At 65.7% G+C, this 22,890-nt stretch carries 20 protein-coding genes and 2 tRNA genes; 11 read left to right on the top strand and 11 right to left on the bottom strand.

What is annotated here, in order from left to right; all coding sequences use genetic code 11:
• On the top strand, positions 1-678 hold the full coding sequence (locus KVF90_RS16425) for a Fe2+-dependent dioxygenase (RefSeq protein WP_264392633.1): 678 nt from the start codon (positions 1-3) through the stop codon (positions 676-678).
• On the opposite strand, the gene KVF90_RS16420 is transcribed toward KVF90_RS16425, so the two are convergent.
• Together KVF90_RS16420 and KVF90_RS16415 are read right to left on the bottom strand one after the other, a co-directional pair.
• Positions 652-1,398 (bottom strand): hypothetical protein, encoded by a 747-nt coding sequence (locus KVF90_RS16420; RefSeq protein WP_264392632.1) that lies wholly within the window; start codon positions 1,396-1,398, stop codon positions 652-654. The two genes, KVF90_RS16425 and KVF90_RS16420, sit on opposite strands and share 27 nt — an antisense overlap.
• Positions 1,399-1,448: 50 nt before the next feature.
• Positions 1,449-4,073: a M14 metallopeptidase family protein gene (locus KVF90_RS16415; protein ID WP_264392631.1), complete on the bottom strand. Its 2,625-nt coding sequence runs from the start codon at positions 4,071-4,073 to the stop codon at positions 1,449-1,451.
• Here KVF90_RS16415 and KVF90_RS16410 point away from each other — a divergent pair.
• The gene (locus tag KVF90_RS16410; protein WP_264392630.1) at positions 4,072-4,809 is read left to right on the top strand and encodes a hypothetical protein; all 738 of its coding nucleotides are present in this window, start codon (positions 4,072-4,074) and stop codon (positions 4,807-4,809) included. The genes KVF90_RS16415 and KVF90_RS16410 overlap by 2 nt on opposite strands.
• A gap of 72 nt (positions 4,810-4,881) precedes the next feature.
• On the opposite strand, the gene KVF90_RS16405 is transcribed toward KVF90_RS16410, so the two are convergent.
• A tRNA-Val gene (locus tag KVF90_RS16405) sits at positions 4,882-4,956 on the bottom strand.
• Between the two features lie 89 nt (positions 4,957-5,045).
• Positions 5,046-6,959 (bottom strand): signal peptide peptidase SppA, encoded by a 1,914-nt coding sequence (gene sppA, locus KVF90_RS16400; protein WP_264392629.1) that lies wholly within the window; start codon positions 6,957-6,959, stop codon positions 5,046-5,048.
• 155 nt (positions 6,960-7,114) lie between these two features.
• On the opposite strand from sppA, the gene KVF90_RS16395 reads away from it, so the two are divergent.
• Positions 7,115-8,134, top strand: coding sequence for an aspartate carbamoyltransferase catalytic subunit (locus KVF90_RS16395; protein ID WP_264392628.1), 1,020 nt, complete (start codon positions 7,115-7,117; stop codon positions 8,132-8,134).
• The gene (locus KVF90_RS16390; RefSeq protein WP_264392627.1) at positions 8,131-9,366 is read left to right on the top strand and encodes a dihydroorotase; all 1,236 of its coding nucleotides are present in this window, start codon (positions 8,131-8,133) and stop codon (positions 9,364-9,366) included. Before KVF90_RS16395 ends, KVF90_RS16390 begins: the two co-directional genes overlap by 4 nt.
• 372 nt (positions 9,367-9,738) lie before the next feature.
• Here KVF90_RS16390 and KVF90_RS16385 read toward each other — a convergent pair whose 3' ends face one another.
• The 3 genes from KVF90_RS16385 to KVF90_RS16375 form a co-directional block, all read right to left on the bottom strand.
• Complete coding sequence (locus tag KVF90_RS16385) at positions 9,739-11,097, bottom strand: tetratricopeptide repeat protein (RefSeq protein ID WP_264392626.1); 1,359 nt, start codon at positions 11,095-11,097, stop codon at positions 9,739-9,741.
• A 61-nt stretch (positions 11,098-11,158) separates the two neighbouring features.
• Positions 11,159-11,866 carry a type II toxin-antitoxin system HicB family antitoxin gene (locus KVF90_RS16380; protein WP_264392625.1) on the bottom strand — a complete coding sequence of 236 codons (708 nt, stop codon included), beginning with the start codon at positions 11,864-11,866 and terminating at the stop codon, positions 11,159-11,161.
• Between the two features lie 20 nt (positions 11,867-11,886).
• Positions 11,887-12,609 carry a ParA family protein gene (locus KVF90_RS16375; protein ID WP_264392624.1) on the bottom strand — a complete coding sequence of 241 codons (723 nt, stop codon included), beginning with the start codon at positions 12,607-12,609 and terminating at the stop codon, positions 11,887-11,889.
• Between the two features lie 257 nt (positions 12,610-12,866).
• On the opposite strand from KVF90_RS16375, the gene KVF90_RS16370 reads away from it, so the two are divergent.
• From KVF90_RS16370 to bfr, 4 genes are all read left to right on the top strand, one after another.
• Entirely contained in the window at positions 12,867-13,901 is a 1,035-nt protein-coding gene (locus tag KVF90_RS16370) for an SPOR domain-containing protein (protein ID WP_264392623.1), read from the top strand.
• 95 nt (positions 13,902-13,996) lie between these two features.
• The gene (locus KVF90_RS16365) at positions 13,997-15,295 is read left to right on the top strand and encodes a DUF418 domain-containing protein (protein ID WP_264392622.1); all 1,299 of its coding nucleotides are present in this window, start codon (positions 13,997-13,999) and stop codon (positions 15,293-15,295) included.
• Positions 15,296-15,537: 242 nt separating this feature from the next.
• A complete protein-coding gene (locus tag KVF90_RS16360) occupies positions 15,538-15,738 on the top strand; it encodes a bacterioferritin-associated ferredoxin (RefSeq protein ID WP_264392621.1) in 201 nt (66 codons plus the stop codon).
• Between the two features lie 137 nt (positions 15,739-15,875).
• Positions 15,876-16,358, top strand: a complete 483-nt coding sequence (gene bfr / locus KVF90_RS16355) for a bacterioferritin (RefSeq protein WP_264392620.1) — start codon at positions 15,876-15,878, stop codon at positions 16,356-16,358.
• A 78-nt stretch (positions 16,359-16,436) separates the two neighbouring features.
• Here bfr and KVF90_RS16350 read toward each other — a convergent pair whose 3' ends face one another.
• The 4 genes from KVF90_RS16350 to KVF90_RS16335 all read right to left on the bottom strand — a co-directional run bounded on the left by KVF90_RS16350 (position 16,437) and on the right by KVF90_RS16335 (position 19,575).
• Positions 16,437-17,246: a hypothetical protein gene (locus KVF90_RS16350; protein WP_264392619.1), complete on the bottom strand. Its 810-nt coding sequence runs from the start codon at positions 17,244-17,246 to the stop codon at positions 16,437-16,439.
• A gap of 22 nt (positions 17,247-17,268) precedes the next feature.
• Complete coding sequence (locus KVF90_RS16345) at positions 17,269-17,772, bottom strand: DUF2721 domain-containing protein (protein WP_264392618.1); 504 nt, start codon at positions 17,770-17,772, stop codon at positions 17,269-17,271.
• A 5-nt stretch (positions 17,773-17,777) separates the two neighbouring features.
• A complete protein-coding gene (gene der, locus KVF90_RS16340) occupies positions 17,778-19,190 on the bottom strand; it encodes a ribosome biogenesis GTPase Der (RefSeq protein WP_264392617.1) in 1,413 nt (470 codons plus the stop codon).
• Positions 19,191-19,254: 64 nt separating this feature from the next.
• The gene (locus KVF90_RS16335; protein ID WP_264392616.1) at positions 19,255-19,575 is read right to left on the bottom strand and encodes a DUF3297 family protein; all 321 of its coding nucleotides are present in this window, start codon (positions 19,573-19,575) and stop codon (positions 19,255-19,257) included.
• 136 nt (positions 19,576-19,711) lie between these two features.
• Between KVF90_RS16335 and KVF90_RS16330 the strand changes: the two genes are divergently transcribed.
• The 3 genes from KVF90_RS16330 (at position 19,712) to KVF90_RS16320 (ending at position 22,889) form a co-directional block, all read left to right on the top strand.
• A tRNA-Leu gene (locus tag KVF90_RS16330) sits at positions 19,712-19,796 on the top strand.
• A 61-nt stretch (positions 19,797-19,857) separates the two neighbouring features.
• Complete coding sequence (gene tig / locus KVF90_RS16325) at positions 19,858-21,423, top strand: trigger factor (protein WP_264392615.1); 1,566 nt, start codon at positions 19,858-19,860, stop codon at positions 21,421-21,423.
• A 191-nt stretch (positions 21,424-21,614) separates the two neighbouring features.
• A complete protein-coding gene (locus KVF90_RS16320) occupies positions 21,615-22,889 on the top strand; it encodes a DUF4189 domain-containing protein (RefSeq protein WP_264392614.1) in 1,275 nt (424 codons plus the stop codon).
• Position 22,890 lies beyond the last annotated feature (1 nt).

The following is a 22,890-nucleotide window of genomic DNA, read 5'->3' as shown; positions in this document are numbered from 1 at the left end:
ATGATCCTTGCCATCCAAGCCATTCCCGACGCCGAAGACCTCACCGCGATCGCCGAGCGCATCGCCCTGCTCGAATGGCGCGACGGACGCGAGACGGCGGGCTCCGTCGCGCGGCAGGTCAAGCGGAACGAACAGGCAGCGATGGACAGCACTGCCGGCCGCGGGCTTCAGGACGAGATCAGCCGCATCCTGGGCGATCATCCCGTCATCAAGGCCGCCGCCCAGCCGCGCCGGTTCTCGCCATTGATCATCAGCCGAACGGGGGTGGGCGGAAAGTACGGTGCCCATGTCGACAACGCACTGATGGGACGCGGCGCAAAACGGCTGCGCACCGACCTGTCCTTTACCCTCTTCCTCACCCCGCCCGCAGATTACGACGGGGGCGAGTTGGTGATCCATGCCGCCGGCACGACCCAGGAAGTCAAGGGCGAGCCGGGCCATCTGGTGCTCTACCCATCGGGCAGTATCCACGAGGTGAAGCCCGTCACGCGCGGCACGCGGATTGTTTGCGTGGGATGGATCGAAAGCCTCGTTGCCGATGCCGCGCAGCGCGAGATGCTGTTCGATCTGGAAAACCTGCGCGCTGCGCTGCGTCAACAGCTCCCCGGTCAGTCCGCCGAGCTGCTGACCCTCGACAAGACCATCGCCAACTTATTGCGGATGTGGGCGCGTTCTTGAGGCCCGCGGGGCGGCGGTACGTTTGCCCTTGATCGTGAAGTAGATAATCAGGCTTACGCCGATGACGCTCGGCCCCGCCCAGATCGCCGGATTGAACACGTGCTCGGGCACCAGCCGGATCAGCCCGACCGACAGAAAAGCGGTGTAGGCGGAAATCCCCATGCCGATCAGCGCGCGGAAATGTTCGCCCACATGCGTGCCCTTTGGCGGGTCGTCACCGCGCCAGATGTAACGCTGCTGGATCAGCATCGCGACAATGCCGATGAAGGCTACCAGCACCATCAACGGGTGCGCGACCTTGAAGCCGAAAAAACCGCACCACGCACCGGAAACGATCACCGCAGCGATCACGGCCTGATGCCGCAAGCGGCGCAGTGCGGGCCGGTCACGCGCATGGCGCACCACCGCGAGGCCATAGTCGACAAAGCCAAGCGTCAACACGCCGAGATACAGCATCATCCAACCGAACAGCCCTTCGTAGAGAGTGCGATCGGTGATCTCCGGGTGGCGGTGCTCCGGCCCGTAGAGCGACAGCAGCGCCATCGCGATGGCCAGCGTGCCGGCGCCCAGAAAGCCGAAACAGGCGACCTTGCCCCACTTGCGGTGATTGGCCGCGCCCTTGCGGGTTACGATCGGCCCCCAAAACGCCGTCAGCCCCACCGTACCGGTGACGACATGGGCGACAACAAGGGCCTCGAACAGCGCCATGCCCATCAGCATGACACAATAAGTGTCAGGTTCCTAGATCAGTCCGCGGTCAGCCCGCGCCCTCACCGCACCCGCGACGGCGCAACGAGGACGGCGTTGGCAATCAGCAGATCGAGCCCTTCGAGATAGGCGCGGGTGGAGGGATCATGCGCGAAGCCGATCACCAGCCCGCGCCCCTGCGGCTGTGCCACGAGGTAGGGCTTGTAAGCCAACTGCTTACGGTTCTCGTCCCACACATAACCGCTGGCGATCAGATTGCCGGGCGCGGCGAAGCGCAGCACGTTGATGCCCTTCGCCCGGTCGAGCGGGGTGAAGATCTGCGTCCCCGTCGCCAGCACCACCGCGCCATCATCGTAACCGGCGGAGAGGAAGTGGTCCGGCTCGCCCACCACATTCAGCAGCGCGCCCGGCAGGGTGTCGGGCAAGGCCTGCTGATCCTTGATAGCCTCGCGGTACTCTGCGTCATTGGTGATGGCGACCGCCTCGGCCAGTGCGCCCTTGGCATCGCCGCCCTCGGCAGGCTCGCGGCCCAGCGCGGCTTCGCGCTTGACGGCAAGCAGCGGGTTATCGCCGCCGCTGAAGCTTTCCAGGCTTTCGCCGATCGCCACCAGCACCCCGCCGCGCTGGACGAAGCTGCGCACCGCGCGCTGCCCGCCATCGCCAAGCACACCCGAAGGGTCACCCTCGGGCACCAGCAGCACGTCATAATCGCTGAGGTCGGCGCGCGCGAGGCGGCTGGTGCGGATCGGCGTCACCGGCAGACCGATGCGCTGTTCGAGCACAAAGCGCAGCGCGCCCGCCGAGAGCTGCGACACCCCGTCATCCCAGGCCACAGCAACGCGTGGCAGGGTGAGCCGCACGAAGCGTTCACTGCCGAGGTTCGGCCCGCTGTCGACCCAACCGCTATCAAGCGCGACGGTATGCGCGCCCACCTCGCTGGCCAGCGCGGCGAGGCGTGCCATCTTTTCAGGGCTGTTCGATCCGGCCGGGAACACCACGGTCCCACGCGGAAACTCGCGGCCTGCAGTGGTGAACGCCTTGTCGGTGACGCGGCCCTCGATCCCTTCGCGCAGGGCCAGCGTGACCAGACGGGCCTGACCGCCATCGGTCCACGGCACGGCTATGGCAAACGCTCCGCTACCTTCCGCCTTGGCTATGATCGGCGCATCGGGGCTCAGCGGGTCGCCGCTTACGGTGGTATTGCAAAGCGCCACGTCGACGCCCGCCATCGGTCCCACCGACCAGGCGGTCACGTCATAGAGTTCGTGCGGCAGATCGACCGAGCGGCGGCGTTCCTGTTCGGCAAGGAAGTCAGGCGGCAACGGCGTGTCGCGGTCGAGCAGGCTGCGGATCAGCCGGGCGGCAGGTTGGGCCTGCGGGACAGCGAGGTAACCGGACGGATAGGACTTGCCGCAGACGCTGGCGCTCCCTTCGCGGCGCAGCACCGTGATGCCTTGCGCAGCGAGCCTCCGGCCCAGGCGCTCTGCATTCCAGCGCCGCTTGCCGAGATCGATGACATAGGCCCCGCGTCCGGCAGCGCCGCTGGCATTGCCTGCGCGATAGGCCGCGAAGTCTGAAAGGAACTTTTGCGGATTGTCGGCCACCGCAGCGGCGGTCGCCAAGCTGGCGGTGAAGTGGTTCTCCACCCCGTCGGCATAGGTCAGTTCGGTCCCGTCGCGCCGGGCAAACACCAGCCCGCGTGCCGAGCCTTGCTCGTAGGTCGATCCGACTGCGCCCTGATGCGCGTTCCAGGTGTCGCCGTAACCCGGGTAGAACAGGTCGAACACCTCACGCGTGAAATAGGGCTCGCCGCGCGCGTCGAAGGCAGCCGCGTTGTAGCGACCGATCAGTTCATAGGCGCGGATCTGTGCCGGGGTGAGGTTGGGGCTAAAGGGCTGGGCAGCGGGCGAGAAGAAGTAAGTCTCGTCCCCGCCCATTTCGTGCAAGTCGACCACCACGACCGGGTTCCACTGGCGGATCGCGGCCACCTTGCCGCGGGTCTCGGGCTGGGAAAGCGTGAACCAGTCGCGGTTCAAATCGAACATGTAGTGATTGACCCGCCCGCTCGGCCACGGCTCGTCATGCTCGGCGGCCTGCCGGTCGGCATCGGGGACGATCCCTGTCGAGGCGAGGAAGTTGTTCACGAAGCGCGCCCGGCCATCGGGGTTCTGCATCGGGTCGACCACCACGATGGTGTTCGCCATGATCTTCGCCGCGCGTTCGTCACCCTGCGCGGCAAGCAGGTGATAGGCGGTCATCAACGCGGCATCGGTCGAGGAAATCTCGTTGCCGTGAACGCCATAGGCGAGCCAGGTGACCGGCAGCGCCGATCCATTGCCCGCGCGTCCGGCGGCGATGTTCGCCATATCGGCGCGGATCGCATCGATCCTCGCCATGTTCGCCGGCGCGGAGAGCACGAGGTAATAGAGCGGCCGGCCTTCCCAGCTCACCGCATATTGCACCAGCTGCGCGCGATCAGGCGCGGCCTCGGCCAGCGCCTTGAGGTAGGCATAGGTCTGGTCGGGCGAGGTGATGCGGCTGCCCGGCGCATGGCCGACCGTGGCCGTCAGCGTGGGGATAGCCGAATCGAAGCTGCCCTCGGCAAAGGATTGGGCGTTTGCCGGGAAGCCGGCACCCGTCAGCGCCGCCAGCACGATGAGCCACCGCCCCAAGAACATGTTCCGCATGAAATTCCCTCGCCAGACCGCCGGACGGCGGAAGAACGCAAAGCCTTGCCGCGACAACACATGGCCGGTCAAGCGGGGAGGGGCGAATGACGGAGTTCGCTTGCGCCAATTTGGGTGCTTGTCTAGCTTGGTTGCCGGACTGAGGGGGCCAATGCGCAAAAGACCGATCACACTTGCCATCCTCGCCTTAGCGCTTTTGCCCTTGAACGCGGAGGCCCAGACTTCCGGAGTCCAGGTGGTGGGTGGCACCGGCCTCAATGCATTCGGCGGGATATTCAGGATTGAGCCAAACGCCGCTCTCGACATGGAGGGCCCCGGGCGTGACATCGGGCGCGATATCGCCGCCTACTGGGTTACCTATCGCTGGAAGACGCCTGCCCGATCATCGGCGTCCTGCGAGGTAAACCTCACCAGGTTCGATTTCCTCGGTTTCAACGGTTCGATGCCCGATGAAACGACCGAAGTCGAAAAAGAGGCCGCGCGCCTCAAAGGGTTGGCCGAAGCGCCGGAAGAGCCTTGGGCGCGGATCACAATGACAAGGCGACAGCAAGGCCGTTTGAGCTTGCTGGAACTGGTCAGCGTTCGGAATGACGGGCAAGAGTTTCTTTCGCAGTCGCTGCTCTTTGTCGACGGGCGCCACACCTACGAGATGAAGTCGCTGTGCATCGGCGCCACGCTCGCCGAACTGCGCGATCTGAGCGATACGATCGGCGTCCACAATATCACCGAGCACTGACTCACCAGCGTCTGGCAACGGCCAAGTGCGGCGTCACGGCCGCGTGCCATCTTTCCTGAGAAATCGAAAAGATGGTGGGCGCGACAGGGATTGAACCTGTGACCCCACCCGTGTGAAGGGTGTGCTCTACCGCTGAGCTACGCGCCCGTCCGTTGGGCCTTGAGGCCCGGACAGGGGCGCGCCTTTACTGCGGCCTTGGAGGCTTGGCAAGCACTGGCATCAGGCCCGCGCGCGATTTATCCGCCCACCAGCCAGGCGAGCAGTGCCAGCGCGCCTTCGGGCCGCTTGCCCGCCGGAGTGGTGACAGCGCGGGGTGCGGCTTGGGAAAGCACGCTAGCGGGGCAGGCCATGCAGAAGGCCTGCACCCCGCGAGTGCCCAGCAGACGCTCGGCATCCTGGGTGATCCGCGCGCCGAGATGCTCGCTGCGCATCGCCGTCATTGCGAAGAGATCGCCGTTCTGCACGCTTGGCCCACCGGCATCATCGCCGGCAACCAGCTGGCGGATCAGCGAATCGTAATTTGCTTCACGCTCGCCCAGATAGACTGCGTGCCATTCGCCATCCTTGGCTCCGGCCTTGGCTGCGGCCCAGGCGAGGGCATCGGGCAGGCCGCCGAATTCGTCGACCAGTCCCAGCTGGCGCGCCGTGCCGCCGTCCCAGACCTGGCCTTGCGCAATGGCATCGACCCGTTCGACCGGCAGCCGGCGAGCCTTCGAGACTAGCGCGAGGAAATCCTTGTAGGTGCCGCTGATCGAGGTCTGGAGCAGTGTGTCCATCGTCGGCGAGAAGCCGCCCACGAAGTCCGGCTGGCCCGAAAGTTCGGTGGTGCGATAGCCGTCCGAGGTTACGCCCAGCCGTGCCGCGGCCCGTTCGAATGTCGGGACAACGGCAAACACGCCAATCGATCCGGTGATGGTCTCGGGCTGGGCGAAGATGCGCTCTCCCGGCATTGACACCCAGTAGCCGCCGCTTGCCGCGATATTGCCGAAGGAGACGGCGACCGGGATCTTGCGGTCGCGATGGCGCTGGATCGCACGGCGGATTTCTTCCGAGGCGGTCACCGAACCGCCGGGCGAATCCACCCGCACCACCAGCGCCGCCAGATCATCATCGAGCGCTTCGTCGAGCAGATCGGCGATCCGCGTGCCGCCTGCGATGCCCGGACCCGCCTCGCCATCGACGATCTCGCCCGCAATGGTGATGACACCGATCGCCTTGCCGGACCGGCTTTGGCCGATATCGGCGAGATAGGGGGCAAGTTCGCTTGAGGCGTAGCTGCCGGGCAGCTTGCTCCACGGGTCCTTGCCCGCCAGTTCCGCCACCCGTGCGCCGAATTGTACCCGGTCTCCTAGCTTGTCGACCAGCCCGCCTTCGACCGCGGCCTTTGCCAAATCTCCGCCCGAACTTTCGATCCACGCAACCGGATCGCCCGTCACCCGCGCCAGCGCCAGCTTGGGGCGCGCCTTGGTGACGTTGGCCTGCCATTCCTCCCACAGGGAGCCGTAAAGCCCGCCGATATTGGCGCGCGCTTCGTCCGACATGGTGCTGCGGGTATAGGGTTCGACAGCCGATTTGAATTCGCCCACCCGGTAGACGCGCGCATTGATGCTCAGTTTTTCGAGCAACCCGGCGTAATAGAGATTGTTGCCGCCCGGCCCGGCGATCATCGCCAGCCCCTGCGGATCGAGCCAGACTTCGCTGGCATGGGCCGCAATCAGCATGTGATCATCGGCGTAGCCCACGGCGTAGGTCAGCACCGGCTTCTTCGCCTTGCGCACCCGGTCCATCGCGTCGCCGATATCGGTAAGGTGCACCTGTCCGCCGCCGAGGAAAGTGGTGAGGTCGATCACCACCGCCTTGACGCGGTCATCGGCCGCGGCGGCATCAAGCGCGCGCACCACGTCGCGGGCGCGGGTTTCGCCGATGGGGGTGCTGCGCGAAAGAAGCGCCTCGATCGGATCGAGCACGGATTTTTCCTCGACCACGATTCCGGCAAGGTCGATCAGCAGCGCGCCATCGCGCACCTGTCCCGGGTTCGGCCGGGCCGACAGAATGGCGAACAGCCCGACAAAAAAGAGCAGCATGAACAGCAGGACAAGCCCGTCCTTGATCCCCACGAGGATCTTCCAAACCTTGCCGACGAAGCTCATCAGAATTCCCTTTTGCCCTGCCACTCGTCATCTAGGGTCTTTGGCCCACAACTTCCATGAGAAAGCTTACGGCGCAGGCTGAAGCGCGGATGTGGCTCGACGAAGGCCGTGGGCCGTTGCAGGTTGCGCCGTCAGCCTCTAAGGGCGTGGCTTTAATGACACCGACCGATCTTTCCCCGGCCTCGGGCCGCTTTCCGCCCGGAAGGCTGGCCTTTCCGCACCGCGACCTGACCGGCATCGGCAAGTTGCAGCGGCACGAGATCCTCTATCTCCTCCACGAGGCTGAACAGTGGGTCGCGCTCAACCGGCAGAGCGCCAAGCACACCGACCTGCTGGCGGGCCTGACGATCATCAACGCCTTCTTCGAGAATTCCACGCGCACGCTGCTCAGCTTCGAGATCGCGGGCAAGCGTCTGGGGGCGGACGTGGTCAACATGCACGCCGCGCAAAGCTCGGTGAAGAAGGGCGAGACGCTGATCGATACCGCGATCACATTGAACGCGATGCGCGCCGATGCGATCGTCATCCGGCATGGATCGTCGGGCGCGACGGGGCTGATTGCGGACAAGGTCGATTGCCCGGTGCTCAATGCGGGCGACGGCAGCCATGAACATCCCACCCAGGGCCTGCTCGATGCGCTGACGCTGCGCCATGCCTTGGCCGAACGCGGCGAGGGCGCGGAGGACTTTACCGGCCTCAATGTCGTGATCTGCGGCGATATCCTGCACAGCCGGGTGGCGCGATCGAACATCCTGTGCCTGACCGCGCTGGGTGCCAAGGTGCGCGTTTGTGCGCCGCCGGCACTGATGCCCGCCGGGGTCGAGGCGATGGGGGTGGAGGTGTACCACAACTTCGATGCGGCACTGGACGGCGCGGAAGTGGTGATGATGCTGCGCCTCCAGTCCGAGCGGATGAGCGGGCAGTTCGTCCCTAGCCCGCGCGAATATCGCCACCTTTACGGGCTGACGGCAAAGCGCCTTGCGCTCGCCGCCCCGGGTGCGCTGGTGATGCATCCCGGGCCGATGAACCGGGGCGTGGAGATCGACAGCGAGGTGGCCGATCTTGACGGCCGGTCGCTGATCACCCGGCAGGTCGAGATGGGCGTCGCGATCCGCATGGCGTGCCTTGATATCCTGACGCGAGAGGCCCGCGGTGTGGAGGGCTGGGCAGCATGAAACAGGCGCGGCCACTCACCATCACCAACGCGCAGCTGGTCACGCCCGGCGGCGTCATCGCAGGCGCGCTGCGCTGTGCTGACGGCGTGATCACCGCGCTCGGGCAAGACGTTACCGCGCAGGACGGCGATGACATGATCGACGCGCGCGGGCGGTTGCTTGCGCCGGGTCTGGTCGATCTCGGCGTATTCGCGGTCGACAAGCCCGCATTCCACTTTGGAGGGATCACCCGCGCGGCGCTGATGCCGGACCAGTCACCCCCGCTCGATCTGCCGAGCCGGGTCGGCTTCATCGCCAAGAGCGGCAAGCCCGATCTGTGGGTCCACCCGCTCGCCGCGGCGACGCGCGGACTTGAGGGGCGCGAGCTGGCCGAGCTGGCACTGATGCAGGAAGCCGGGGCCAAGGGGATCGCCACCGGGCGGCGCTGGATCGCCGATAGCGGCGTGATGCTGCGCCTGCTGCAATATGCCGCGATGCTGGGGCTGGTGGTCGTCACCCATGCCGAGGATGGCGGGCTGGCCGGAGAGGCTGCCGCCACCGCGGGCGAGATCGCGACGCGGCTCGGCCTGCCCGCTGCCCCCGCCGAGGCCGAAGCGCTCGCCATCGCCCGCGATATTGCGCTGGCCGAACTGGCCGGAGCGCGGCTGCATATCCGGCAGGTCACCACCTCCCGAGGGTTCGCGCTGGTGCGCGAGGCGAAGGCGCGGGGGCTTGCCGTCACCTGCGGCATTACGCCTGCGCATTTCATGCTGTCCGATCTGGCGACCGCCGATTTCCGCACCTTCACCCGCCTCTCGCCGCCGCTGCGGTCGGAGGCTGACCGGCAGGCGGCGCTTGCCGCGATTGCCGACGGGACAGTGGATGTCATCGCCAGCGGCCACGATCCGCGCGGGCCCGAGGACAAGCGCCTGCCCTTCGCCGATGCCGCTCCGGGAATGGCCGGGGCAGAGACGCTGCTGGCGATGGTGCTGGGTCTTGTGCGTGACGAGGTGATCGACACCGCCCGCGTGTTCGACCTCACCGCCCGCAATCCTGCACGGTTGCTGGGCGTTCCCGCCGGAGCGCTGGCGGCGGGGCTGGAGGCTGACCTTGCGCTGATCGACGCGGATGCGCCGTGGATCATTGACCGCCGCAAGATGGAGGCGACTGCCGACAACACCCCCTTCGACCGGCAGGGCGCACAGGGGCGCGTGCTGGGTCTGTGGAAGGGCGGCGTGAAGCTCGCGCTGTAAACTCCCATCCTACAGGCCGAGCCCGGATCAAGCTCGATCTGGCGCCGTGAAACAGCGCGGCAAAGAGGGTCTAGAGGGGGTCTAAGGGGGGTCTAGAGGGGGTCTGGAAGGGCGCTAAATCCGCCGCGCGGTGTTGGATTTCGCCGTGCTTTTCCGCAGAATTCCGCCATTCCTTGCCGCTCTGGCGATGTTTCACGCGCTTCACAGCGCGGGCAGCAGATTTTCACCCACCCGCAACCCTATCGCGGCCGCCCCGATGTAGGAAAGCCTGTGCGCGCACTGCCCGAATGGGCTCTCACCAAAAAATAACTCCCGGACAGCGCGGGGGGCTGTCCGGGAGCAAGGTGCTCATTGCCGTACCAGGAAATTCGTTCAGCGGCTGCGCGAGGCGACCTGCACCGGGCGCTTGGCGCCCACAGCGCCAGCAGGCGGGGTCGTCGCGGCGTAGGCAAAGCAGCCGCGACCGGCTGACTTGACCGTGCCGCACATCGACTTGGCGCTCTTGGGGCCGAAGCCGTCGGCAGCGACGCGCCAGAAGGTGCGGCCGTTCACCACGGCCTGCGTGATGACCGGCTTGTGATCCTTGAGCTGCGGGAACTTGCCCTTGAGGACGGTCCAGCCACGCTCGGCCTCGACCTTGCTGTCGTAGGAGCCGAGCTGGACGAGATGCGATGCGGCGGCCTTGTCGCTGGCGACCGGAGCCGCTGCGGCTGTGGTAGCGGCCATGCGGCGCTGCGGCGCGGCAACGGCCATGCGCGGTGCAGCAGGCGCACGGCGGGCCGAGGCGGCAGGAAGCTGCTGGACCACCGGGTTCGAGACATAGCGCACGCCAGCGGGCGCGGGCTCGACCGTCTGGACCGAAGGTTCGGGCGCGGCGAAGGCCTGCGTGAACACAGCCGAGGTTTCGGCCTGGGCAACCTGCACGGGCTCGGCCATGGCGAGTTCGCCCTGCGCCTGTTCGGCGGCCTGGGCGACCATCACGTCCTGCGCCGGGAAATTGGCGAGCGCGAGCTGTTGCGGCTGGCCGCCATCGGCGCGCGGGCTGACATCGAGCAGCGTGGCAATGCGCTGCTGGAACATTTCGGGCGCGGACATTGATGCCCACTGCGTCAGGCGCACATCGACCTGATCGGCCGGAACGTCCTGCTCCGCCATCACCCGCGCCAGACGCCAGTTGCCGGCGAGCGCATAGGTATAGGCGAGGTTCTGGCGCAGCTTCGGCGAAACCTCGTCGCTGGCACGCACGGCATTGACCAGCACGTGGACGCCGCGTTCCGGCTGCCCGGCAAGCGCCATCGCAAGGCCGAGATCGGCGGGATCAATAACCTGCGCGTATTCGTCCAGCACCGCCGTCGCGGCGCGGCCTTCGCCCAGCGCGATCTTGGCGAGCGCGAAGCTCAGCACGGTGCGCGGATTGTCGTCACCCAGATCAAGCGCATCGCCAAAGCTGGTGGCGGCGGATTCGAACCGGCCTGCTTCAAGATAGGCGGCACCCAGCAGGGCGCGGTAACCGGGGTTGCGCGGCTCGGCCAGCACAGCCGCTTCGGCGTGGACGATGGCCTTGTCGACCTGGCCCTTGGCCAGCGCGGTCTGCGCGCTGCTGAACGACACATCGGCGCGCGGCGCGGCCGAGGTCATGCAGCCGGTCAGCGCCAGTCCTGCGATGGCAGTTGTGACGGCGAGCGCGAGGCGCGGCGCAGTCGGGCGGCCGGTCTTGATGCTGCGGTCCATAGTCATATCCCCCGTTTGATCCTGATGGTTCATGTGTGGTGGTGGTTGATCGGGCGCCGGTTCAATGGCGCTTGAGATGGTTGGCGATGACGTCGAGATCATCATATTCGGCGAGCAGCCGGTCGAGCGCTTCGGTCACCAGAACCTGGGCGCTGACGCCCTGCATGGTGGCGGCAAGACGCAGCTTGAGGTGGCGGTCGGCATCGAGCCGCAGGGTGAAAGCGGCGCGGCGACCGGATTGCACGGCAGGCATGCGGGCCGGTTTGGCAGCGCGCTTGGCAACCGGAGCGGGCGCGGCGACCGGCTGTTCGAAGGCGACCGGCGCGAGCGGGGCGTAAAGCACACCGGCCTGGTCTTCTTCCTCTTCTTCGTCCTCGTCGTATTCGGCGCTGTCGAAGGATTCGCCGTAAACGGCGTCCTCCTCCTCGTCATATTCCTCTTCGTGGTCGTCCGCGCCCGTCATCGCCGCGTCGGCGAGGACGCGTTCTTCGAGTCGGCGCTGCTGACGGCGGACGATCGGGCCGGGGCCGGACGCGTCCATGTCGGGCGTGAAATCGCCGTGGATCGGCACCACGTCGGCGCCGCCCTCAATATCACTGGCATGCTCATGGTCGCCCATGTCGTTCCAGCCGAGATCCTCGAGATGCTCATCGGCGATCTCCGTCTCGTCAGCGACGAGCGGAGCGACCTGCGGACGCATCGCAGGCTTGGCGCCGCCCTTGCGGGCCAGCAGCGACGGGCCGAGCGAGGCAAAACCGGAATCGGACATGACCTACGGCCCCCGCGCGCTTACTGCGCCACCCGGCGACCGAAGCCGCCAGCGGGACGCGGAACACCGCCAAGCTGCTGCGCGACGCCATTGGGGGCGGGCGCAAACACGGTGCGGCGGAAATTCTTTTCGAGCCGGTCGGCAATGTAACGCCACAGTGCGGCGATCTCGGCAGCCGAGCGGCTTTCGGGATCGACTTCCATCACCGTGCGGCCATCGATCATCGAGGCGGCGAAATCGGTGCGGTGGTGAAGCGTGATCGGCGCGACGGTGCCGTGCTGCGACAGCGCGACCGCGGCTTCCGAAGTGATCTTGGCCTTGGGGGTGGCCGCATTGACGACGAACACCAGCGGCTTGCCTGCGCGTTCGCACAGGTCGACCGTGGCGCCCACGGCACGCAGATCATGCGGGCTGGGACGGGTCGGCACGACGATCAGTTCGGCAACCGAGATGACCGACTGGATCGCCATGGTGATGGCGGGCGGCGTATCGATCACCGCGAGCTTGAAGCCCTGCTGACGCAGCACCTGAAGATCATTGGCAAGCCGCGCGACAGTGGTCTGGGCGAAGGCGGGATATTCCGCCTCACGCTCGTTCCACCAATCGGCCAGCGAGCCCTGTGGGTCGATATCGATGAGCACGACCGGGCCAGCGCCTGCGCGCTGGGCCTGGACGGCGAGATGTCCGGACAGGGTGGTCTTGCCCGATCCACCTTTCTGCGATGCCAAAGCGAGTACACGCAACGCCTGGGTCCCCCATAAATTGGTCCGCTGCGGGTTGCCCTATTGCAACGCCTGACACCGGCTGGATGGAGACGGGATCGCAGGATACCCCTAATTTAGGGTTAAGACGCTGCATCTGAGTGCAAGAAGCAATCGGCCCGGCACAGGCACTTGCGGCGCGCTGCATTGCGCGGGAGGGGCGGGCAACCATTTGCTAACCCTGTTCGGCTAGTTTGCGTCCCAGCAATTCACCCGGCTTTCCCGCGAGGCATATGGCGATGGCAAGGATCACAATGGCGAATCTGGTACGAACCCCCGCATTGGCGGGTGCGGCGGCGCTTGCGCTGCTGGCTGTTCCCGCACTGGCCGACGTTAAATCCGGGGTCGATGCCTGGACCGCAGGCGATTTCACCCGCGCGGTGGTCGAATGGCAGGGCCCGGCGGCGGCGGGCGATCCCGATGCGCTGTTCAATCTTGCGCAGGCCTATCGTCTCGGCCGCGGGGTCGAGGTCGACAATGGCCGCGCGCGCCAGCTTTATGAAGAAGCCGCGCGGCTCGGCCACGTGAAGGCCGCCGACAATTACGGGCTGATGCTGTTTCAGGAAGGCGAGCAGGAAAAGGCGATGCCGCTGATCCGCGCCGCGGCCGATCGCGGCGATCCGCGGGCGCAATATGTGCTGGGCCTGTCGCACTTCAACGCCGACTATGCCCCGCGCGACTGGGTGCGCGGCTATGCGTTGATGACGCTGGCGAGCGGCGCAGGCCTGCCGCAGGCGCGCGATGCGCTGGTGCAGATGGACAAATACGTACCCTCCGCGCAGCGCGCTCAGGCGCAATCGCTGGCCCGCGAGCTTGAAGCGGGCGCCAAGGCGCAGCGCTCGTCCGAATTGGCAGCGGTCGAACTCGGATCACGGCCCGCGGCTCCGGCTGCGGCGCCTGTTCCGGCGCCTGTTCCGGTCGTTGCCGCTGTAACGAAGCCGCCCGTTGCCAAGCCGGTCACGCCGGTGACGCTCGCCGCCGCGCCCAAGCCTGCTCCCAAGCCAGCGGCTTCGGCCCCGGCCCCGGCCGCCGCGCGCAAGCAGGGCAAATGGCGCGTGCAGCTCGGCGCGTTCGGTGTGTCGGCCAATGCGGACCGCCTGTGGGGCCAGCTATCCGGTCACGCCGCGCTGTCGGGCACGAAAAAGACCCTGGTGCCGAGCGGCAAGGTCACCCGCCTGCTCGCCACCGGCTTTGCCAACGAGGGCGAAGCGTCCCGCGCCTGCGCCGCGCTGAAGCGCGAAGGCAAGGCCTGCGTCGTCGCCGGGCAAGGCTGAGCGTCGACCAAGGACTGCCGCCTTTCGACAGGCGGCCCTTCCCAAGGGCGTGCGAATCGCTAATCTCTCCGGCGCAACTGGCCGGGGGATCAGCCATGAACGAGACAATTTCGCCGCACGCGCTGGACGATACCTTCGGCGACGGGGCGCAGAGCCTCACGCCGGTAAGCACCGGCAATCGTATCGACACGCTCGATTTTATCCGGGGCCTTGCGGTGATGGGGATCCTCGCCGCGAATATCGTCGCCTTCGGCCAGCCGTTCGAAGCCTATATGTATCCGGCCGCGTTCCAGACCGATCCAGGCGACCCGGGCGGGTGGATGTGGATTGCGCAGTTCGTGCTGGTCGACGGCAAGATGCGCGGGCTTTTCACGCTGTTGTTCGGTGCGGGCATGTATCTGTTCATGGAGAAAGCCTGGGCGCGCGGTGCCACGCGCGGGCTTCAGGCGTGGCGGCTGGCGATCCTGATGGCTTTCGGGATGACCCACTTCTTCCTCATCTGGGCGGGCGATATCCTGTTCTATTACGCGCTGTTCGGCTTTGTCGCGCTTGCCTGCCTCAAGTGGAGCGTCAGAACCCAGCTTGTGGCAGGGCTGGCAGGTTACATCATCGGCGCGCTGCTGATCGGCGGATCGCTGTCGATGCCTTGGCTGATTGTCGACACGCCGTTCGGCCAATCGTCGCCCGATCTTGTCGAGCAGCGGGCCGACATGATCGACCAGATCGATGGCGCGCTGGCGCATGGGGCGGTGCCCAATGCGACGATTGCCTCGGGCGACTATGCCGCGCTGGTCACCCACCGCGTCACCGAGCAGTGGTACGAACCGCTGGGCAATGCGTTGCTGTTCGGGTTCGAAACGCTGCCATTGATGCTGATCGGCATTGCGCTTTACCGGCTGGGGTTCTTCAGCGGTGCCTTTGACCGCGCGAAGATGGTGCGCTGGGGCTGGATCGGAACGATCGCAGGCGGTCTGGCGCATCTGGGCATCGGCCTTGCGGTCAAGACCTACGGGTTCAGCTATTATTCGACGCTGGCGGGCTTCGTCGCGTGGAGCACGCTGCCGCGGTTGTGGATGGTGGTGGGCCTCGCGGCGCTGCTGGTGGCCTATGCGCCTTCGGCCACCGGCTGGCTGGGCGAGCGGGTTCGCGCCGCGGGACGGGCGGCCTTCACCAACTACCTCGGCACGTCGGTGGTGATGATGTTCGTCTTCCACGGCTGGGCGCTGGGGCTGTTCGGACAATTGAATCGCCCGCAGCTGTATATTGTGGTGGTGCTGGCCTGGGTGCTCATGCTGGCATGGTCGAAGCCATGGCTCGACCGCTATCGCTACGGCCCGCTGGAATGGCTGTGGCGGTGCCTGACTTACAGGACTCTCTTCCCGCTGAAGAAATAGCGGGAAGAGAGTCTTTGTTTTCCGCACGCCCTCCGGCGTGCGAAATCCTCGCTCACACGCCCTGCGGGCGCGTCGCTGCGGGCGGCCGGTCGGCCTTGCGGCGTGCTGCGCCGCCGAATCAGCGCGAATCTCAGGGTGGGTCGGGCTGACGAACGAGGCCGAAGCACTTTTCCTCTTGTTATTAAGAACCGTTCGCATACATTGCCTCCTGCAAACGCTTCGCAGGAAAGATTCGCGCGCTCATGTACATCTGCATCTGCAATGCCATTCGTGAGACTGATTTGCGGAAAGCCGCGTTGACCTGCGATGGCGACGCCGAAGCGACCTATGCCTGCCTCGGCAAGCGGCCCAATTGCGGCCAGTGCCTTGAAGAAGCGCAGGAAATCATCGACGCCGAACGTGCCGCCGCAAGCTGCAATGTATTCGCAGTAGAAGCCGCCTGACCCGCGATTGCGAACGTCTCGCAAGCGACTGATTCGCAAAGAAAATTTATCGCCCGCCCTTGCGGACATAGTCCGGCAGCGTGTATCTATGATGCAACGCCGCATACCGGCTTTGATATTTCGCAAAGGACATTCCCATGAAGGGCGACCCCAAGGTCATCGACTATCTCAATCAGGCGCTCACCAACGAGCTGACCGCGATCAACCAGTACTGGCTGCATTACCGCGTGCTCGACAACTGGGGCATGAAGAAGCTTGCTGCCTATGAACGCCACGAATCGATCGAGGAAATGGAGCACGCCGACAAGCTGGCCGAGCGCATCCTGTTCCTTGAAGCGCTTCCCAACTTCCAGGCGATCCACAAGCTGAAGGTCGGCGAGACGGTGGAGGAAGTGCTGCGCGCCGATCTCGCGCTGGAACACGAAGCGATCCCGCTGCTCAAGGACGCGGCGGAATATGCCCGCAGCGTCAAGGATCACACCTCTGCCGGGCTGTTCGAGGATATCCTCAAGAACGAGGAAGAGCATGTCGACTTCCTCGAAACCCAGTTCGAGATGATCGAGCGCATGGGGCTGCACAATTACTGCCAGCTGCAAAGCCAGCCCGCCGGCGAAAGCTAAACGCGGGCAGCAAGGGCTGCACGAAACAAGGGGCAGGGCCGGATGCGGCTCTGCCCCTTTTTGGTGCCTGCCGCGTGCCTATTCCCGGGGTGCGCCGGGTTCCGCGTTGCGGATGAAGGCCGAAAGGTCGCTGTCTGGCATGATCCGAACCAATGTGGAATCCACGTCGAGCTGCGGCAGGCTGCGACCGTCCGGCAGGAAGGAGCGGGCGCGATAGGCATCGCCGACGCGGTCGTAGACCAGACAGAACTCCTGCGATCCGAGGCGGTCGATCAGGCCGACTGCTAAGATCGTTGGAAACAGCTCGTCCATCGTCTGCTCGGTGACCGATCGCTTGCTGTGCAGTGTCAGTCCGAACAAGCCGGAATAACACATTGCGGTCCCGCGCATCTTGCGCTGCGATGCCATCTCCAGCCAGATGCCGGGGGCGAAGCTCACGAAGACTCGCTCGTCGATGCCGCCCGGCGGTGCAGGGCGCAGGGTGAGTGAGGTGAAACCCGCAAAGTCGGGGGCGGCCTTGCCCGACAGGTCGGTGACCGACAGCACTTCGGTGTCGTCGTCGCGCAACAGGCTGGCCGCCAACCCGCCCTCGCGCGCGGCGAGTTCGGCGAGGATGTCGATCCCGCTTTCGCGCCAGCCGGACACCGGCTCGCCGGGCGAGAGCAGCTGTTCGATGGTCGGGGCCAGCACTTCGTCGAGTTCGGCGCTGGCCGCCAGAATCGTGAAGAAGGTCGCCACCCCTTCTGCGTCCAAGCCTGCGAGCGGACGGGTTTCGTCCGCCGCATCGATCGAAGGCGTTACGGGCGCGTCCTCCTGTGCGGACAGCGGAGCGGCACCAAGGGCGAGCGCCGCGAGGCCGGACACAAACCACGTTCTAGCGCTCAGCATCGTCTTCACTCCTTGGGCGCGCCTAATCCTTCGCTTCCTGCGCCCCGATCGCGGCCAGTCGCGTCTCGAACAGGAAGAAGCCGAGGCCCGTCACCAGCAGCGCCATCGTCAGCACCCATAGCGCGGCGATGACGGTGCCGATCTGCGACGTGATATAGGCCGAGATAAACAGCAGCATGATCACGGCGCTGATCATGACCGCCGCTGCGGTCGAGAACATGATCGCCCCCTGCATCAGCTTGCGCCGCCGCATCAGCCAGCCGACCTCGCGCGCCTGCTTGGCGGTGCGCTGGCCTTCCATCTTCTCCTCGATGTTCTCGATCCGTTGGGAGATCCAGATCATCCGGCTCATGATGACATTCATCACCGCGCCGATACCGGACAACAGAAAGGCGGGCGCAAGGCTCAGTTGCACCACCTGCTGCACCCGGGGGGTGGAGGCGGTGCGCTCGAAAATCTCCAGCGCGAAAGGCAGGCGCGTTTCTGCGGCAAGGGTAACGGCAGGGGCGAGCAGATCGAACACCATCGCTGCTAGTCCTTGGCGTAGGGGTTCTTGTTGGCCTTGAGCGTGACGCGCACGGGCACGGCGTCGAAGCCCAGCTTGGCGCGGATGCCGTTCACCAGATAGCGCTCGTAACTGGTGGGCAGCATGTCGAGGCGGGTGCCGAAGATCACGAAGCGCGGCGGGCGGGTGCCAGCCTGCGTGATGTAGCGCAGCTTGATCCGCTTGCCGCCGGGGGCGGGGGGCGGATTGGCCTCCAGCGCATCGTCGAACCAGCGGTTCAATGCGGCGGTGGAGACGCGCTTGGACCATGCATCGCGCAGTTCGAAGGCACCGGCGAGCATCTGGTCGAGCCCCTTGCCGGTCTTGGCCGACACGGCGAACAGCGGCAACCCGCGCACCTGCGCAAGGCCATCATCGAGCGCGCCACGGATGCCGTTGAACAGCTTGCTCGCGTCCTCGGCCACGTCCCATTTGTTGATCGCGATCATCAGCGCGCGGCCTTCTTCAAGTACGTGGCTGGCGATCTTGAGATCCTGATGTTCCAGACCCTGCGTCGCATCGAGCAGCAGCACCACGACCTCGGCAAAATCGACCGCCCGCCGCGCGTCGGCAACCGAGAGCTTTTCCAGCTTTTCGGTGACGTTCTTCCGCTTGCGCATCCCGGCGGTGTCGATGAGGCGAATCTCGCGCTCCTCGCCGCTCTTGGGATCGGTCCACATCCAGTCGATCGCAATCGAATCGCGGGTGATCCCGGCTTCGGGGCCGGTCAGCAGGCGGTCTTCGCCCAGCAACCGGTTGATGAGCGTGGATTTGCCCGCATTGGGGCGGCCCACAATGGCCAGCTTCAACGGGCCGGAGGGGCGATCCTCTTCCTCCATCGCCGCGATTTCGGCGCGGGTGATTTCGTCGATCTCGTCCCATTCCTCGGCCTTGGCGCCGATGATCGGCCACAGCCCGCCGAACAGATCGGCGATCCCTTCGCCGTGTTCTGCCGACATGGCCAGCGGCTCGCCAAGGCCCAGCGCATAGGCTTCCATCGCGCCCGCTTCGCCGCCCTTGCCTTCGGCCTTGTTGGCGACGACCACCACCGGCACTTCCTGTTCGCGCAGGTAGCGGGCGATTTCCTCGTCGAGCGGGGTGAGGCCTGCGCGCGCGTCGATCACGAACATCGCCGCATCCGCGCCAGCCAAGCTGGCCTCGGTCTGCTTGCGCATCCGGCCCGGCAGGCTGAGTTCGTCCTCGTCCTCCCACCCGGCGGTGTCGACGATGGTGAAGTGCAGGCCCGCAATATTCGCATCGCCCATCCGGCGGTCACGCGTCACGCCCGGCTGATCGTCGACCAGGGCGAGCTTCTTGCCCACCAGCCGGTTGAACAGCGTGGACTTGCCGACGTTAGGGCGGCCGATGATGACGACTTCGGGCTTCTTGGGGAGGGGCATGATGCGTGCCCAAGTGGGCGCAAACGCCCATTTTGGCAAGCGTTGCCCCCAATGCTCCGGCGAATCAGCCCTTTTTGGCGACCGGCGGGTTTTCGCCGAGGTCTTCGTACCAGGCTTCGACCGGGCCGGTCAGCTTCAGGGTCAGCGGCTGGCCCTTGCGGTCGACCGCCTTGCCTGCCTGCACCCGCACCCAGCCTTCGGTGATCGAATATTCCTCGATATCGGTGCGCACGCGGTCCTTGAAGCGGATGCCGACTCCGCGCTGGAGCTTCTCGGCATCGAAGAACGGGCTGCGCGGATTGACCGACAGGTGATCGGGCGGCACGTCCGCGCCGGAGACGGTCGGGGCGGTTTCGCCGGTGGATTCGGGTGTTTCTTCGCTCATCTGCGCGCCCTTAATCACCATTCCCCGTACCATCAAGCGTGTTGCGCTTGCCCTTTTCGGCAGAGCGGGATAGAGGCGCTCGCTAATACGCGCGGGGTGCCTTAGCCGGTTTCCCCGCGCGGCTTCGTTCGGGCATGCGGGCGTGGCGAAATTGGTAGACGCGCCAGATTTAGGTTCTGGTATCGCAAGATGTGGGGGTTCGAGTCCCTTCGCCCGCACCAAATTCGCCCCGAACCAGCCCGGCTCACCGGATTTTTGGCAAGAAGGCTTCAATCAGTCACCATGCAGACCAAGCAGACCGTCAACGAAGGGCTCAAGCGCGCCTATCTGATCACGATTCCCGCCGCCGATCTCACCGCGAAGATCGACGCCGAGATCAAGAAGGTTGCGCCGCAGGTGCGGATGCCCGGCTTCCGTCCGGGCAAGGTGCCCGCCAACCTCGTCAAGAAGATGCACGGCGAAGCCCTGCACGGTCAGGTGGTGAACGACACGATCCGCGAATCGGTCGACAAGCTGCTGCGCGACGAGGCGCTGCGCCCCGCGATGCAGCCCGAAATCGGCCTCAACGAGGATTACGAGCAGGGCAAGGACGCCGCGATCACCGTCAGCCTTGAAATTCTGCCGACCATCGAAGCGCCGAGCCTCGACGGGCTGAAGCTCGAGCGTCTGGTCGTTCCGGTGACCGATGCACAGATCGACGAAGCGCTTGGTAACATCGCCTCGCAGAACAAGAGCTACAAGGACGCCGCCAAGACCAAGAAGGCGGCCGACGGCGATCAGCTGATCATCGACTTCGTCGGCAAGCTTGACGGTGTCGAGTTCGAAGGCGGCAAGGCTGAAGACGCGGCGCTGGTGCTGGGTTCGGGCACCTTCATCCCCGGCTTCGAAGAGCAGCTGGTCGGCGTGAAGACCGGCGCGGAAAAGACCATCACCGTCACCTTCCCCGCAGAATATCAGGCCGATCATCTCGCCGGCAAGGAAGCGACCTTCGACATCACCGTGAAGGCGGTGAAGACCGAAACCGAAACCACGCTGGACGAGGATTTCGCCAAGAGCCTCGGGCTCGACAGCCTCGACAAGCTCAAGGAGATCATGAAGGCGCAGCTGGAACAGCAGACCGCCGGCATGACCCGCACCCAGATGAAGCGCGCGCTGCTCGATCAGCTGGCTGCCGGCCACAGCTTCGAAGTGCCCGGCACGATGGTTGAGGCCGAGTTCCAGCAGATCTGGGCGCAGCTTCAGCAGGAAGCGGCCAATGACGCCGATCCCGCCGCTGCCCTCAAGCAGATCGAGGACGAGAAGGACGAGTACAAGTCCATCGCCGAACGCCGCGTGCGTCTGGGCCTGCTGCTTTCGGAAATCGGCCAGGCCAATGGCGTGGAAGTGACCAGCCAGGAAATGTCCATGCTGATCCAGCAGGCCGCGATGCAGTACCGCGCCGAGGACCGTGAACGCTTCGTGCAGTACATCCAGTCCGAGCCGATGGCCGCCGCCCAGCTGCGCGCCCCGCTGTATGAAGACAAGGTCGTCGACTTCCTGTTCGACAAGGCCGAAGTCACCGAGCGGGAAGTGACCGTCGAGGAGCTTCAGGCCGCGATCGAAGCCGAGGAAACCGAAGCCGCACCGGCTCCGAAGAAGGCGCCTGCCGCCAAGAAGAAGGCTCCGGCCAAGAAGGCGGAAGCGGCTCCGGCTGAGGAAGCCCCGGCTGAAAAGCCCGCCAAGAAGGCCGCTGCCAAGAAGCCTGCTGCCAAGAAGGAAGCGGCTCCGGCTGAAGAAGCTGAAGCCGAGCCTGCCAAGAAGGCCCCTGCCAAGAAGGCCCCGGCGAAGAAAGCTGCTGCCAAGAAGTGATACCGGCCCGGGCCTCCCCCATAGGGGGGCGGCCCGGGAGTACCAGTACATCGCAGTACTGCCGCTCCAGATTGTCGCGGTTGCCCGGCCTTGCTAGGCGCGTCACGTGGCTTCGTGGGCAAAGGTGATCGAGCATGCGTGATGGCCGGAACACTGCGCTGGCGTTTGCTGCCGCAGCGATAGCGGCCGCCATGGCAGCCCTGTCATGGGCTTCGCCCGCGCAGGCACAAGGCACGTTTATCTGCCCCACTGGACCCGGGCCGGGCGAGCAACAGATCGGGATGACTCCGGGCGGCAACGGCGTCGCCTCGGTACCGGTGTGCGCCAGCAGCGGCCCCCCGCCGCCGCCAGCTGTGCCGATGCAGTCCATCCCCAATTACTACGCGGCGGCCTGGCATGCCGATGCACGCGACGCCTGGTTCAGCGTCGGTTTCCAATCCAGGGAGCGAGCGGAAGGCGCTGCGCTGTCAGCCTGCAATTCCGCAATGGGCGGCGGCTGCACGATCGCGGCGAGCAACCTTAACGGTGCGGTCGTCCTCGCCCGGGGTGTCGATGGCGGCCTGTATATTGTCGACCGGGCCAAGAGGCGCGAGGCCGAACGCGCGGCGAAGGACTACTGCCGGAAGCAGAACGACGAATGCGAGATCCTCCGGTGGGCCACTGCCGAACCCGGTTCAGCGCCCGTGGGCCAGTCTGTCCCGGAGAATCCCGAGATCTATGCGCCGCAGGGCGATCCGCGGCGCATTCATGGTGCGGCCGTCTGGCTCGACAAAAGCAAGGGCAACGGGCGGCCCCATGTCGGCGACGTGTGGGTCGTTGGCGGGCGGCCCAGCGCTGACAAGGCGCATGCCGATGCGCTGGCGGCGTGCGAGGCCGAATATCCCGGGCGATGCGTGGTCGCGCTGTCCGCATCGGACACCCTGCTGACGGTGGTGCATCGCGACGGGCAGACGAAAAGCATCGCCACCGCCGCGTCGGTTGAACTTTCGAAAAAGCGTGCACTCGATCATTGCAAGGAGGACAAGGCGGCGGGCAAGTCATCCGGCAAGTGCACGCTCGCCGGCACGTTCAACCTGTCCGATGAATTTGTGATCCGTTACGATCCCTCGGCCGAAGGAAAGCCCTTTGCCACCGCCCAGGCATGGGTCAAAGGTGACAGCACGCGTTGGGGCAGTTCGGTGTGGAGCGTCAGCGGCATCAAGGATGTCGATGTGGCCGGCAAGGCGGCGCAGGCGGCGTGCGAAAAGGAATCCGGCGAGGCGTGCGAGGTCGCGTCCTCATCGTTCAACAGCCTCGTGGCGCTCTATCTCGACCAGAACAAATCGGTCCGGATTTCTTCCATGGCCCGTGATATCGACCCCGCAGAGCGGGTCGCCGCCCGGTGCAGCGCGGCCGCTGTGACCTGCAATCTGGTCAAGGTGGTCGACGCGCGTGTCGCTGCGCGGGAACGGATCGACCTGCAATAGG

Source organism: Porphyrobacter sp. ULC335 (genome assembly GCF_025917005.1).
In the GTDB taxonomy this organism is placed as follows: domain Bacteria; phylum Pseudomonadota; class Alphaproteobacteria; order Sphingomonadales; family Sphingomonadaceae; genus Erythrobacter.
This window is presented reverse-complemented; position numbering and strand designations above follow the sequence as displayed.